Annotated in this window: 14 protein-coding genes; 3 read left to right on the forward strand and 11 right to left on the reverse strand. The window is 70.9% G+C overall.

All coding sequences use genetic code 11. The features are described 5' to 3' along the window. Nucleotides 1-5 precede the first annotated feature (5 nt). Entirely contained in the window at nucleotides 6-887 is an 882-nt protein-coding gene (locus tag ACYVHG_RS05470) for a hypothetical protein (protein WP_461166405.1), read from the reverse strand. A gap of 402 nt (nucleotides 888-1,289) precedes the next feature. Here ACYVHG_RS05470 and ACYVHG_RS05475 point away from each other — a divergent pair, with 402 nt between their 5' ends. After that, a complete protein-coding gene (locus ACYVHG_RS05475; protein WP_461166406.1) occupies nucleotides 1,290-1,592 on the forward strand; it encodes a WhiB family transcriptional regulator in 303 nt (100 codons plus the stop codon). 68 nt (nucleotides 1,593-1,660) lie between these two features. On the opposite strand, the gene groL is transcribed toward ACYVHG_RS05475, so the two are convergent. The 3 genes from groL to ACYVHG_RS05490 all read right to left on the reverse strand — a co-directional run bounded on the left by groL (nucleotide 1,661) and on the right by ACYVHG_RS05490 (nucleotide 5,288). Continuing rightward, nucleotides 1,661-3,268 carry a chaperonin GroEL gene (gene groL, locus ACYVHG_RS05480; RefSeq protein ID WP_461166407.1) on the reverse strand — a complete coding sequence of 536 codons (1,608 nt, stop codon included), beginning with the start codon at nucleotides 3,266-3,268 and terminating at the stop codon, nucleotides 1,661-1,663. A gap of 89 nt (nucleotides 3,269-3,357) precedes the next feature. Beyond that, nucleotides 3,358-3,657, reverse strand: coding sequence for a co-chaperone GroES (gene groES, locus ACYVHG_RS05485; protein ID WP_461166408.1), 300 nt, complete (start codon nucleotides 3,655-3,657; stop codon nucleotides 3,358-3,360). A 149-nt stretch (nucleotides 3,658-3,806) separates the two neighbouring features. Further along, nucleotides 3,807-5,288, reverse strand: a complete 1,482-nt coding sequence (locus tag ACYVHG_RS05490; RefSeq protein WP_461166409.1) for an MFS transporter — start codon at nucleotides 5,286-5,288, stop codon at nucleotides 3,807-3,809. 61 nt (nucleotides 5,289-5,349) lie between these two features. On the opposite strand from ACYVHG_RS05490, the gene ACYVHG_RS05495 reads away from it, so the two are divergent. Continuing rightward, nucleotides 5,350-5,793 (forward strand): MarR family winged helix-turn-helix transcriptional regulator, encoded by a 444-nt coding sequence (locus ACYVHG_RS05495; RefSeq protein WP_461166410.1) that lies wholly within the window; start codon nucleotides 5,350-5,352, stop codon nucleotides 5,791-5,793. A gap of 27 nt (nucleotides 5,794-5,820) precedes the next feature. On the opposite strand, the gene tsaD is transcribed toward ACYVHG_RS05495, so the two are convergent. The 3 genes from tsaD to tsaB are packed head-to-tail and all read right to left on the reverse strand — an operon-like array spanning nucleotide 5,821 to nucleotide 7,959. Then, entirely contained in the window at nucleotides 5,821-6,855 is a 1,035-nt protein-coding gene (tsaD, locus tag ACYVHG_RS05500; RefSeq protein WP_461166411.1) for a tRNA (adenosine(37)-N6)-threonylcarbamoyltransferase complex transferase subunit TsaD, read from the reverse strand. Then, entirely contained in the window at nucleotides 6,852-7,388 is a 537-nt protein-coding gene (gene rimI, locus ACYVHG_RS05505) for a ribosomal protein S18-alanine N-acetyltransferase (RefSeq protein WP_461166412.1), read from the reverse strand. The genes tsaD and rimI overlap by 4 nt, the downstream gene beginning before the upstream one ends. Further along, entirely contained in the window at nucleotides 7,360-7,959 is a 600-nt protein-coding gene (gene tsaB / locus ACYVHG_RS05510; RefSeq protein ID WP_461166413.1) for a tRNA (adenosine(37)-N6)-threonylcarbamoyltransferase complex dimerization subunit type 1 TsaB, read from the reverse strand. Before tsaB ends, rimI begins: the two co-directional genes overlap by 29 nt. A 268-nt stretch (nucleotides 7,960-8,227) precedes the next feature. On the opposite strand from tsaB, the gene ACYVHG_RS05515 reads away from it, so the two are divergent. Then, nucleotides 8,228-8,860 (forward strand): 4a-hydroxytetrahydrobiopterin dehydratase, encoded by a 633-nt coding sequence (locus ACYVHG_RS05515; RefSeq protein WP_461166414.1) that lies wholly within the window; start codon nucleotides 8,228-8,230, stop codon nucleotides 8,858-8,860. 57 nt (nucleotides 8,861-8,917) lie between these two features. Here ACYVHG_RS05515 and tsaE read toward each other — a convergent pair whose 3' ends face one another. From tsaE to ACYVHG_RS05535, 4 genes are read right to left on the reverse strand one after another with little or no spacing between them, the layout of a single operon-like run. Then, a complete protein-coding gene (tsaE, locus tag ACYVHG_RS05520; protein ID WP_461166415.1) occupies nucleotides 8,918-9,361 on the reverse strand; it encodes a tRNA (adenosine(37)-N6)-threonylcarbamoyltransferase complex ATPase subunit type 1 TsaE in 444 nt (147 codons plus the stop codon). After that, entirely contained in the window at nucleotides 9,358-10,437 is a 1,080-nt protein-coding gene (locus ACYVHG_RS05525; protein WP_461166416.1) for an alpha/beta fold hydrolase, read from the reverse strand. The genes tsaE and ACYVHG_RS05525 overlap by 4 nt, the downstream gene beginning before the upstream one ends. Continuing rightward, nucleotides 10,434-11,573, reverse strand: a complete 1,140-nt coding sequence (alr, locus tag ACYVHG_RS05530; protein ID WP_461166417.1) for an alanine racemase — start codon at nucleotides 11,571-11,573, stop codon at nucleotides 10,434-10,436. Before alr ends, ACYVHG_RS05525 begins: the two co-directional genes overlap by 4 nt. A 7-nt stretch (nucleotides 11,574-11,580) precedes the next feature. Next, a complete protein-coding gene (locus tag ACYVHG_RS05535; protein WP_461166418.1) occupies nucleotides 11,581-13,005 on the reverse strand; it encodes an NAD(P)H-hydrate dehydratase in 1,425 nt (474 codons plus the stop codon). Between the last annotated feature and the right edge of the window lie 17 nt (nucleotides 13,006-13,022).

Below are 13,022 nucleotides of genomic sequence, written 5' to 3' on the forward strand. Positions count from 1 at the left end.
CGCCGTTACAACCGTGCCAATTCCGCACCATCACGAATCCACTTCGCTTCCACAACGGCCGCGTCCCGCAGGAAAACATCCCCCCGCCCGTCCGTTGACACCGCGTTCAACATTTTCGCTCCGGCCCACTGTAAAGGATGGAACCCGGTTGTCGAGGCGAGGTCGTAGGCGCGGATCACAAGTTCCTCGGCGCGCTTCCCATCGTCCGATGCCAGCGCGGCGGCTCCGGCGATGAGCAGGGTCTTGGCGTGGTGACGGGGCTTGGCCGGTCCCGGATCAGCGGCGAGCAGCAGGTCGACCGCCGCTGCGGCGCCGTCGGCGTCACCGGAGTAGACCGCGAGTTCGGCGGCCACCCAGTCGAGCCGCAGCCGCGCCCGCGGCACCGTCCACCACGCCGGGGCGGGCCCCGTCGGGTCAAATGCGGCAGGGCCCGCCGGGGGCGGTGCGGCGGCGAACTCGTCGAGGAATCGCTCGGCACGGCGCAGCAGACGGGCACTGAGCGCGAACCGCCCGGTCCCCAGCGCGTCAGCGGCCAGCCCGACCGCGGCATCGGTCCGCGCCGCGACGGTCAGCGGGCTCACAGAATCCCCGGTCGGGGCCGGGTCCCCGTCCGTAGCGAGCGCCAGGGCGAGGGCGGCACCGTCGGGTCCGGATGCGGCGCAGTGCCGGCCGGACTGCCGCAGCATCGACGCCTCCAGGCAGCGCGCGGGCGAGGCGAACGGTCCGTCGGCGACGGTGGCCGCGAGCGTGCGGGCGGCGGCGAAACGGCCGGTTCCGGCGAGCGCGACCGCGCGCAGCCAGCGCCGGCCCCCGCCGGAATCGACCGGCCCGGCCGCTCCGGCGCCGGCGCCGAATGCGTCGGCGAGCAGGTCGTCGATCCCTCGCACGCCCAACCACCCCGAATGTCCGGTTTCCAAAGATTTAACCTTCCAGAATGTGCCGCCCGATTCGTCGCAGCGGATGGTGACGATGGTCTCTGATGTTACCGCCACGTGAATTGGCCTTCGCATTCATGTCAAAGGGCTTGTGCGGGCATTACTCTCCGGCGGCGCTCAGCCACACCCCGCTACCTGCACATTCAGGTCGTCGAGCTGGAGCGTTCGGCGCGCATTCACTTCTCGGCGATGTTCCGAACAATGAACAACGGGTGAATTCGGATGGTGATTCATCAGCTCTCAAGTCCACTTCGGGTGGGTTGACCTTCATCTGACGAATTGCCTACGGTGAGCACGCGAGAGGAACAACGACGTTTCCACGCCAGCGTCTATGCCGAGTGTTTGGAGAATGCGATGCCTCAACCGTACGAACTTCCGGGACCCAATGCTGACTTCTGGGACTGGCAGATGCGGGGCGTGTGCCGGGGCGTCGACAGCTCGGTCTTCTTCCATCCGGACGGAGAGCGGGGCCGTGCCCGCGCCCAGCGCGAGCGCCGCGCCAAGGAACTCTGCCGCACCTGCCCCGTGCTCGCCCAGTGCCGCTCGCACGCGATCGCCGTCGGCGAGCCGTACGGGATCTGGGGCGGTCTCTCCGAGTCCGAGCGCGCCGCGCTGGCCTCGAAGACCCGGGTCAAGCCCGGTCGCATCGCAGTCTGACGCGTTCGACGGACGAAGATCGCCCCCGGCCTGCCGGCCGGGGGCGATCTCGTCGGTGGAGCGACGACCTAGTGGGAGTGACCGGCGTGGGCGTCGTCGGCCTCCTCGACCGGCTTGTCCACGACGGTGACCTCGGTGGTGAGCACCATGCGGGCCACCGAAGCCGCGTTCACCACGGCACTGCGGGTGACCTTGACCGGGTCGATGACACCCTCGGCGATCAGATCACCGAACTGCAGCGTGGCGGCGTTGAAGCCCTGACCGGTCTCGGTGACCTGGTTGACCACGACCGCGCCGTCCTCGCCGGCGTTGACCGCGATCCAGTACAGCGGGGCGGTCAGTGCCCGGCGGAAGGCGCGCACGCCGAGCCGGAAGTCACCGTCGGCGCCGTCCTCCAGATCGGCCAGTTGCGCGCTGACCTTCACCAGTGCGGTACCACCGCCGGAGACGATGCCCTCCTCGACCGCGGCGCGAGCGGCGGACACCGCGTCCTCGACGCGGTGCTTGCGCTCCTTGAGCTCGGTCTCGGTGTGCGCGCCGACCCGGATCACCGCGACGCCGCCGGCCAGCTTGGCCAGCCGCTCGGAGAGCTTCTCGCGGTCCCAATCGGAATCACTGCCGTCGATCTCGGCCTTGATCTGTTCCGCACGCTGCTTGACCGCTGCCGCGTCGCCGCCACCGTCGACGATGGTGGTGGCGTCCTTGGTGACCTCGACCCGGCGGGCGGTGCCCAGCAGGTCGATCCCGGCGGTGGCCAGGTTCAGGCCCAGATCGGTGTTGATCACGGTGCCGCCGGTGACGATCGCCAGGTCCTCCAGGAAGGCCTTGCGGCGATCCCCGAAGAACGGGGCCTTGACGGCCACGGCGCGGATCGTCTTGCGCAGCGAGTTCAGCACCAGCGTCGACAGCGGCTCGCCCTCGACGTCCTCGGCGACGATCAGGACCGGCTTACCGGTCTCGAGGATCTTCTCCAGCAACGGCAGGAAGTCCGGCAGCGAGGTGATCTTGTCGCGGTGCAGCAGCACCAGGGCGTCTTCGAAGACGACCTTGCGCTCCTCGACGTCGGTGACGAAGTTCGGGGAGATGTAGCCCTTGTCGAACTGCACGCCCTCGGTGACCACGACGTCGGTCTCGACGCCCGAGCTCTCCTCGACGGTGACGACACCGTCGGCGCCGACCTTGGTCATCGCGGAGCCGATCATCTCGCCGAGCTCCTCGTCACGGGAGCTGACGGTCGCGACCTGCGCGATCGCCTTCTCACCGTCGACCTCGGTGGCCTGGGAGAGCAGGATCTCGGCGGCCTTGTCGGCGGCGGCGCCGATGCCCTTGCCGAACTCGATCGGGTTCGCGCCGGCCGCGACGTTGCGCAGCCCCTCCTTGACCAGGGCCTGGGCCAGGACGGTCGCGGTGGTGGTGCCGTCGCCGGCGATGTCATTGGTCTTGGTGGCGACGGACTTGACCAGCTGGGCGCCCAGGTTCTCGACCGGGTCCTCCAGCTCGATCTCCTTGGCGATGGTCACACCGTCGTTGGTGACGACGGGGCCGCCGTAGGCCTTGGCGAGCACGACGTGCCGGCCGCGGGGTCCGAGGGTCACCTTCACCGCATCGGCGAGCTCGTCGACGCCGGCCTCGAGGCTGCGGCGTGCCCGCTCGTCGAATTCAATCTGCTTAGCCATGTTCACTAGCTCCTAAGCTCAGAGGAAAAGCGGACCGCCCCGCCCCGGCATCGGGGCGGGGCGGTCCGGTTCCACACGTGTGCGGCCGCTTACTTGCCGATCACGGCGAGGACGTCACGCGAGCTGAGCACGAGGTACTCCTGCCCGTCGTAGTTGAACTCGGTGCCGCCGTACTTGCTGTACAGCACCGTGTCGCCCTCGTTGATGCCGGTGGGGATGCGGGTGCCCTGCTCGGTCACGCGGCCCTCGCCCACGGCGACGACGGTGCCGGTCTGCGGCTTCTCCTTGGCGGTGTCCGGGATGATGATCCCGGACGCGGTGGCGGTCTCCGCCTCGGTGGCCTTGACCAGGATCTTGTCGTCAAGCGGCTTGATGTTCACGCTTGCCACAGTTCGCCTCCATGTATGGATATCGGTGTCATGTTTGTCTGGCCCGAAAGTCACAGCCGTCGTCGCGGGTGCCGGCGTCACCTTGTGCGACCGGGACGGACCCGGCCACACGAACCACTTAGCACTCTACCCACGTGAGTGCTAGCACTTCAAGGTCTGGCCGGCCGGGCGAGCGCGAGCACCGAGACGGTGCCGGCCAGGCCGACCAGAGTCAGCCCCACCACCACCGCGATAGCCGTGGTCATCCCGGGTAGCAGGTGCCCCGGGACGGCCTGTGCGCCGGCGCTGGTGGTGATCGCGGTGACCACGGCCATCATCACCGCGCCGCCGACCTGGATGAAGGTGTTGAGCAATCCGGAGGCCAGCCCCTGCTCGTCGTCGTCCACCCCGGAGGTGGCCTGGGCGTTCACCGCCGGGAAGGTGAGCGCGAATCCGACACCGAGCAACAGGATCGTCGGGAACAGGAACAGCCAGTAGCTCGCCCCCGCCTCGGCGCGCAGGAACCACACGTACGCGCCCAGGAAGGCGGTCAGGCCGACGGCCACCAGGACGGTGCTGTTGACCCGGTCCAGCACCGCGTCGATCTTGGTGGCCGAGGCCACCACCAGCAGGCCGGCCGGCAGGAACGCCAGCGACATCGCGACCGGGCTCCACCCGAGCGAATCCTGGACGTACAGCGTGACCAGGAACTGGAAGGCGGCGTAGCCGCCGAACATCACGAAGCCGGCCAGGTTCGCGTGCACCAGGCGCACCGAGCGCAGGATTCCCAGTCGCACCAGCGGGTGCGGATGTTTGAGCTCGATCACGATGAACGCCGCCGCCAGCAACGCCGAGACGGTGAACAGCGTGAGCGTGGTCGCGGATGCCCAGCCCCGATGCGGCGCCTGCACCACGGTGAAGACCAGCAGCAGCAGCGAGCCGGTGGAGGTCAGGGCTCCGGCCACGTCGAAGCGGCGCAGCGTGAACCTCTCCGACGGCGCGGTGCGTGCGATCACCCGCCAGCCGACGAGTGCGAGCGCGAGCGCGATCGGCCCGGGGAAGAGCAGGGTGAGCCGGTAGGAGACCTCGGTGAGCAGGCCGCCGAACACCAGGCCGAGCGAGAAGCCTGATGCACCGCACACGGTGTAGATGGAGAAGGCCTTGTTGCGCGCCGGCCCCTCGGCGAAGGTCGTGGTGATGATGGACAGGCCCGCCGGGACGGTGAACGCCGCGGCGACCCCCTTGACGAAGCGCAGCGCGATCAGTGCCGCCGGAACATCGATGAAGGCGGTCGCCACGGAGGCGACGCCGAAGACCAGTACCGCCGAGAGGAAGACGGGACGGCGCCCGATCAGGTCGGCAGCACGGCCGCCGAGCAGGAGCAGGCCGCCGTAGCCGAGGACGTAGCCGGAGACGATCCACTGCAGCGCGGACGGTTCCATGCCAAGGGCGGCCTTGATGGAGGGCAGCGCCACGCCCACCATCGAGATGTCGAGGGCGTCCAGGAACAGCGCGCCGCACAGGACGAGCAGCAGGAGCCAGGTTCGGGAGGTCCACCCGGACGCGGTGGTGACGAGATCAGCCGGTCCGTGCGACGGGGTTGTCGAGGTTTCGCGTGTCGTAGTCACCTCCCGAACTCTATGCGCTTGCATTGAATGTGTCTACATTTATTTCTGAGGAATATTTTGCGGGCGCCGGGTGTAAACTGCGGGCATGGGCGTCAAAGGTGACGATCGAACGGTCGACGACGACGCGCTCGCCGAGCAATGGCACCGGCTGATGCGCGACTACACCCGTCTGAGTTGCGCCCTCGATCGCGCACTGGCCGCGCACGACCTGAGCTCGTCGGAGTTCGAGGTGCTCGAACAGCTGGCCCGGGCGGACTGCGCCAAGGCGACCCCGTCGGGCAAGGTCCGGATGTCTGACCTCGCCGAACACGTACACCTGTCCCAGTCTGCTCTGTCGCGCCTGGTCGCGCGACTGGAGAAGGACGGCCTGGCGACCCGCTCGATGTGCGAGAACGACCGCCGCTCGGTGTTCACCCGGATCACCGAGGCCGGGGCCGAGCGCTACCACCAGGCCCGGCCCACCCAGCGCGCGGTGTTGCGCGCCGAGGCCGCCGAGTGCGGGATCCGCGAGTACCTCTGCGGGCAGTGACCGGCCGCCGATCCCGCGACGGGCGGTTCAGAGCTTCGTACGGGTGACCGACAACCCCGGATCGGTGGCCGCTCCGAGATCCGTCGGCGTCGGATCGGCGTCGATCACGTGCGCTCCGAGGGTCGCGATCATCACCCCGTTGTCGGTGCACAGACGCGGTTTCGGCACCCGCAGTTCGATCCCCGCTGCGTCGCACCGCTGCTGCGCGAGCGAACGGATCCGCGAGTTCGCCGTCGCACCACCGCCCAGCACCATGGTCCGGACGCCGGTGTCCTGCGCCGCTCGAACCGCCTTGAAGGTGAGGACGTCGGCCACCGCCTCCTGGAACGAGGCGGCGATGTCCGCGATGTTCAGCGCACGACCGGCGGCGTTCTCCGCCTCGACGTGACGGGCGACCGCGGTCTTGAGACCGCTGAACGAGAAGTCGTGCCGGGCGTCCTGCTGCCGGGTCATCGCACGGGGGAACCGGATCGCCTGCGGATCGCCCTGCTGTGCGAGCTCGTCGATCACCGGCCCACCCGGGTAACCCAGACCCAGCAGTCGCGCGACCTTGTCGAAGGCCTCCCCGGCGGCGTCGTCGACGGTGGTCCCGAGTTCGGTGATCGGCGCACCGAGGTCGGTGACGTGCAACAGGTGGGTGTGGCCGCCCGAGACCAGCAGCGCGATGCACGGCGGCATCGGACCGTGTTCGAGGGTGTCGACGGCGACGTGTCCGCCCAGGTGGTTGAGGCCGTAGAAGGGCACGTCCCAGGCCGCGGCGTAGGCCTTGGCGGCGGCGACGCCGACCAGGAGTGCCCCGGCCAGGCCGGGCCCGATGGTGACGGCCAGAGCGTCGGGGCGGTCCACCCCGGCTGCGGCGAGGGCGCGGTGCATCGTCGGGACGACGGCCTCGAGGTGCGCACGGGAGGCGACCTCGGGCACCACTCCCCCGTAGCGGGCGTGCTCGTCCTGCGAGGAGGCGACCTCGTCGGCGAGCAGCACCGCGGTCCTGCTCTGCGGGTCCCATTCGACGATGCCCACACCGGTCTCGTCGCACGAGCTCTCGATTCCCATGACGATCATCGGACGCTCTCCTCCGCCACCGGTTCCCGCTTCATCGTGTACGCATCCGCTCCCGAGGGCCGGTAGTAGTTCTTCCGCAGCCCGACGGTGACGAAACCGTTGCGCTCGTACAACGCGCGCGCCGCGTCGTTGTCGGTCCGAACCTCGAGGAAGACCGCTCCGCCGTGCCTGTCCGCCTCGTCGAGCAGAGCCCGCAGGAGGGCGTAGCCGACTTTTCGGCCCTGGTGCGCGGGGTCGACGCCGATGGTGAGGACCTCGGACTCGGGGAAGAAGGTGTTTCCCAGCAGTCCGATCCCGGCGTAGCCGATGAGGTGCTCCGACTCACCGCCGGCATGCTCACCGGCGGAATGCTCACGGCCGGAACGACTGCGGGCGGCGAAGAAGCGGGTGTGCGGCTGCGGCGCGAAGGCCGATGCGGGCCAGGGACTGTCACCGTCGAACAGGACGGCTTCGAGTTCGGCGCAGCGCTGCGCCTCGTCGGGACGCAGCGGCCCGATCCGGACATCACACACGCGCGGCCGTTTCGACGGCATCGGGGCGACGCAGGTACAGCGGGACCAAGGGCGCCGGGGTGGTGCCGAGCAGGTGCTTGCCGACGGCGACGAGACTGCTCGGCGTCGGCGACCCCTCGACGGTGCGGGCACCGTCGGTATCGAGCTCAGCGGGTTTGATCACGCCCGGTCCGGCGGTCCGGGCACCGCCCGCGTAGCGGGCCCAGTAGACCTCTTTGCGGCGTGCGTCGGTGATCACGACCACGTCCCGGGTGTCGCCCGCGCCGGCGGCGGCTCGGTCGGCGGCTGCGATGGCGTCCAGGCTGCACACACCTTGGACCTCGATCCCGAGGGCGTCACCGAAGGCGGCGGCGGTGGCCATGCCCACGCGCAGTCCGGTGAACGGGCCCGGGCCGCAGCCGACGATGATCGCGCCGAGGTCGGATCGTTGCAGGCCGGCCTCGGTGAGGCATTCGAGCAGGAAGGGCACCAGCACCTCGGCGTGGCCGCGCGAGTGGACGCGGTCACGGCGGGCGAGTACGGCTCCGGTCCCGGAGTCGACGATGCCCACCGTGAGCGCCGGCGTGGCGGTGTCCAGGGCGAGCACGTACATACGTGCAGGTTACCGCACTCCAGAAGGGCCGCGGCTGGTCGTCCGGAGCCGGCAGGCCCGGCCGCGCACCTCGGCCGCGACACCGCCGCCCGGCGACCCGCGGGGTTCCGCCGAGGGTGGACTCGAGGAGCGGTTCGACGGTGCTCGGCGGCGGTGCGGCCCGCTCGGCACGGATGGTCGTGCGGTGGCGGCCAGGTGTCACCGGCGGCGCCCGTCCGAACTCCGCCGTTAGCCCGAACTCGTCAGCCCCGGGGCGCACCATGGAGGTATGAGCGAGAAATCCGATTCCCTCCACGACTGGGCACCACTCGTCCGCGGCCTGCACACCCGGTTCCGCACCCGCGACTTCACCGCGGGCCTGGAATTGGTCACCGCGTTCGCTGCGGAAGCGGAGGCGGCGAATCATCACCCCGACCTCACACTGCGCTACGGCACCGTCGACGTGCTGCTCTACAGTCACGACGTCGGTGGCGTGACCGACCGCGACCGACGGCTTGCGGCACGCTTCTCCGAGCTCGCCCGCGAGCGGTCCATCACCGCCAATCCCGGCGAACTGTCCGTGGTCGAGCTCGGGCTGGACACCGCCGACGCCGCTGAGATCGCGCCGTTCTGGTCGGCACTGCTCAACGCCGAGACCTTCGATGACGACGGTGACCTCGAAATCCGCGCGCACGGCTCCGACGCGACGCTGTGGTTCCAGCGCACCGGCCCGCACGAGACACCCCGCCAGCGGTTCCATCTCGACGTATGGGTCGACCCGAGCGAGGCCCGCGGCCGGATCGACGCCGCCCTCGAAGCCGGCGGCCACCTGGTGTCCGATGAGCACGCCCCCAGCTTCTGGGTGCTCGCCGACGCCCAGGGCAATCACGCCTGTATCTGCACCGTGGCCGGCCGGCCGTGACCGCCGCGTTCACCACCACGACCGCGATCGCCGGCTCCCCCGAGGAACACGGGGCGGCTACACCCCGTCGACCCACTCCCACCTGGCGGTGCGGACGTCGGTCCCCTCAGCGCGCCGGAGCCGCACCATCAGATGCCGGTCCGTCAATCGCTCGGCCACCCCCTGCCCCCATTCGACCACCACCACGCACTCCTGCAGATCGGTGTCGAGGTCGAGCGCATCGAGCTCGTCGAGTCCGCCCAGGCGGTAGGCGTCAACGTGCACCAGCCCCGGACCGCCGGCCACACCGGACCGATGCTCACGGGCAATGATGAAGGTCGGCGAGGAGACCCGCCCCTGCACCCCCAGACCTGCGGCGATACCGCGGGTGAGGGCTGTTTTCCCGGCCCCGAGCGGACCGTCCAGGATCACCAGGTCACCGGCCTGCAGCTGCCCGGCGATCTCCCGGCCGAGCGCCTCGGTGTCCTCGACCTCGGGCAGCACCCGTTCCGCGGCGCTCACTGCGCGGCCGTCCTGGCCACCAGCCGGGCGATGGTGTTCGCCACCCGCGGCGCAGATTCCAGGACCAGCATGTGCCCGGTGTTCGCGAGCACGATCAGCTCGCAGTCGAGCGCCTGCGCCAGCGCCTTGGACTTGCGCAGCGGTGTCATCCAGTCGTGATCGCCGCAGACCACGGAGGCCTCGATCCCGCGCAGCACCGGCAACGCGCCGCGCTCGTCGTAGTTCTCCAGCGCCGGCATGAACCCGGCGTAGGCGCCGAGCGGAGCTGTCAGGCTCATGGTGGACGAGAACTCCGTCATCGTCGCGCTGCGATCCCCCGGCGCATAGGCCCCGGCGGTGATGAACGGAACCGCGATCGGCGTGATCGCAGCCCGCCCGCGGCCCACGACCGCCGGCGCGCAGCCGATCGCCACCCGCAGCAGCCCGAGCGCCGGATTGCGCAGCGCCGCGGCCAGCCCCACGTCGGTCAGTGTGTGTGAGGCGGTCCCCAGCATCGACACCCCCACCACCCGGGGCCCGATCAGGTCCGGGCGCGCCGTGGCCAGCGCGCAGATCGCCATACCGCCCATCGAATGCCCCACCAGCACCACCGGGCCCTGCGGGATCACGGCCTCGATCACCGTGGCGATGTCGTCCGCGAGCATGCCGACGGTGCTCTGCTCGGGCGTGCACGCACCGGAATCGCCGTGCCCGCGACAGTCCGGGAAGACCATCCGCACATCGTCGCCCCACCGCTGCCGCAGTTCCCGCATCACCAGCACCCAGGACCCGGTGCGCAGGGTGAAACCGTGCACGAACAGCACCGTCATCGGCGCGGTGCGCGACCCCACCTCGCGCACGTGCAGTGGAACCCCGTCGGAACTCATCACGATCGATTCCCGGTCGGCACGGAAGACCAGATCGTCCGGGGTGATCGGATCCACACCGGCCCCCCGCAGGCCCAGGGTGCGCGCGACCGCCGACATCCCGGTCAGCGCGGCCACCGCCACCCCGGTGCTCAGGCCCGCCAGCAGCGCCGGTCCCGGCACCCGGATCGGCTCGGGGATGTGTACCTGGCCGGGATCTTCGTCGTTCACAGCTCCCCCGTGTACGTCCGGACGGCGCGCCCGCGCACGCCGGTGAGAACCTCGTAGTCGATGGTGCCGAGTCGCTGCGCCCAGTCGTGCGCTTGGTCGGCGCCCGGCGCGTCACCGAACAGCACCGCGGTGTCGCCCTCGCGGACGCCGCCACCGTCGGGGCCGAGGTCGAGTACGCACTGATCCATGCAGACCCGGCCGACCTGTGGGAACCGACGACCGCCGATCGCAACCTCGATGCGGCCGCTGAGCGGGCGCCAGACACCGTCGGCGTACCCGGCGGGGATCAACCCGACGACGGTGTCGTGCGGCGCGATCCAGCTGTGCCCGTAACTGACGCCGTCACCGGCACGGATCCGTTTGATCAGCATCACCGGCGCCGCGAAGGTCATCACCGGGCGCAGGCCGAAGTCGCGCTCGGGCACCGGCACCCCGCCGTACAGTGCGATACCCGGACGAACCAGGTCGAAGTGCAGGTCGGGGCGGGTCAGCGAGGCCGCGGAATTCGCGGCGTGGACCTGGGCCGGGTCGAGGCCGTGCGCCCGGGCATCGGCGACGAGGGCGGTCAGCGCGTCACGCTGCACGTCCAGGAAGGGGTGCGCGGGTTCGTCGCCGTGCGCGAGGTGCGTGAAGATCCCCTGGACCCGCACCAGCCCCGCGCGTTCGGCCTCGACCAGGGCGTCCCGCGTCGTCGCCCATTCGTCGGGTGCGACGCCGTTGCGGTTGAGACCGGTGTCGACCTTCACGTGCACCGTCGCCGGGCGGCCGACGATCCTCGCCGCGGCGGCGATGCCCGCGAGCTGCCGCGGTGAGCTCACTCCCAGCCGCACGTCGGCGTCGATGGCCCGTTCGTACCCGCTGGTGCTGAGCCAGCTCAGCAGGGGGACGTCGATGCCGCCCTCGCGCAGCACCAGAGCCTCGTCGATGGTGGTGACGCCCAACTCGCGGGCGCCGCCCGCCAGTGCGGCGCGGGCCACCGGCAGCGCACCGTGACCGTAGGCGTCCGCCTTGAGAACAGCCATCACCGCGGCGGTGGGCGCGTGCGCGGCCACGACCGCGGTGTTGTGGGCGAGGGCGCTCAGGTCGATCCGAGCGGTGAGCCCCGTGAGCCCGGTGAGCGGGAGCTGTGTCTTCATGGCGCTGTCAGCCTAGATCAGGTTCCCCGGTTTTCAGGACCTGGCGCAGCACCTCCGGTATCGCGCCGCTGATCGCAGCGGCACTGGTGGGGGCGCCGTCGGCGGCGCGGGCGGCGGCCAGAGCGTGCACCCGGGCCGCGCAGGAAGCGGCGTCGACCGGGTCCAGTCCGGCGGCGAGCAGTGTGCCGACGATGCCGGTCAACACGTCCCCGGAACCGGGCGTGGCCGCCCACGACGATCCGGCCGTGTCGACCACGACCCGCCCGTCCGGTCCGGCGACCACCGTCCGGTGTCCCTTGAGCAGGACCGTCGCCCCGAACTCCCGGGCGGCCTCACGTGCGGCGGCGATCCGGTCCCGCCCGACGGGGCTCATCAACCGGGCGAACTCCCCGGCGTGCGGGGTGAGCACGGTCGGCGACGTCCGGCCGGCGAGCAGGCCGGGGTGTTCCGCGAGCAGGGTCAGCGCGTCGGCGTCGAGCACCGTCGGCAGGTCCTGGTCGAGCACCGCCGCGAGCCGATCCGCGGCGTCCTCGTCCACCCCCATCCCGGGACCGGCGGCCCAGGCCTGTACCCGCCCGGCGTCTCCGACCTCCTCGCTGCCCACGACCTCGGGCCAGGCGCTGAGCACCGCCGCCCGGGCCGGTCCGGCGTAGCGGACCATCGCCGAGGTGGCGCGCACGGCCGCCCCCACCGACAGCACCGCCGCCCCCGGGTACCGGGCATCACCGGCGACGATGCCGAGCACTCCGGTGCTGTACTTGTCGTCGCCGGCGCCCGGCACGGGCCAGTGCGCGGCGACGTCGGCGTCGTCGAGGGCGGTCAGTGCTGCGGGACCGAGCTGCAGCCCGATGTCGATCGTTTCGACCCGGCCGCAGTGTCCCGGAGCGAGAGCGTGCACCGGTTTGAGCGCTCCGAAGGCGACGGTGACCGCTGCCGACACCGCAGGGCCGTGCACGGTCCCGGTGCACACATCCACACCCGAGGGTGTGTCGGCGGCCACGATCGGTGCGGTCAGCTCGGCGACGATCCGCGCGGCATCCGTACGCAGCGCACCACGCCCGCTGATCCCGACGATGCCGTCGATGACCAGGTCCGGGCGGTCCGGGCGGTCCACGATCCGGCCGCCCGCTCGGCGCAGCTCCCGGAGCCCTTCGCCGTGCGCGCGATCCGGCACGAGCAGGATCGCCTCGACCCGCACTCCGCGTCTGCGCAGGAGGGCGCCGGCGAACAGGGCGTCGCCACCGTTGTCGCCGGACCCGACCAGCAGGCTCACCCGGCGTCCGGCGACACCGCCGGTGCGGGCCGCCAGTTCTGCGACGCAGACCCGCGCCAGACCGTGTGCCGCGCGCCGCATCAACGTGCCGGGCGGCAGGGCCGCGAGCAGGGGCGCCTCGGCGTCGCGGACGGCGCCGGGAAGGTGGTAGTGCCGCACCAGCGCCACGGTACTGC

This window comes from Tsukamurella serpentis (assembly GCF_054780975.1).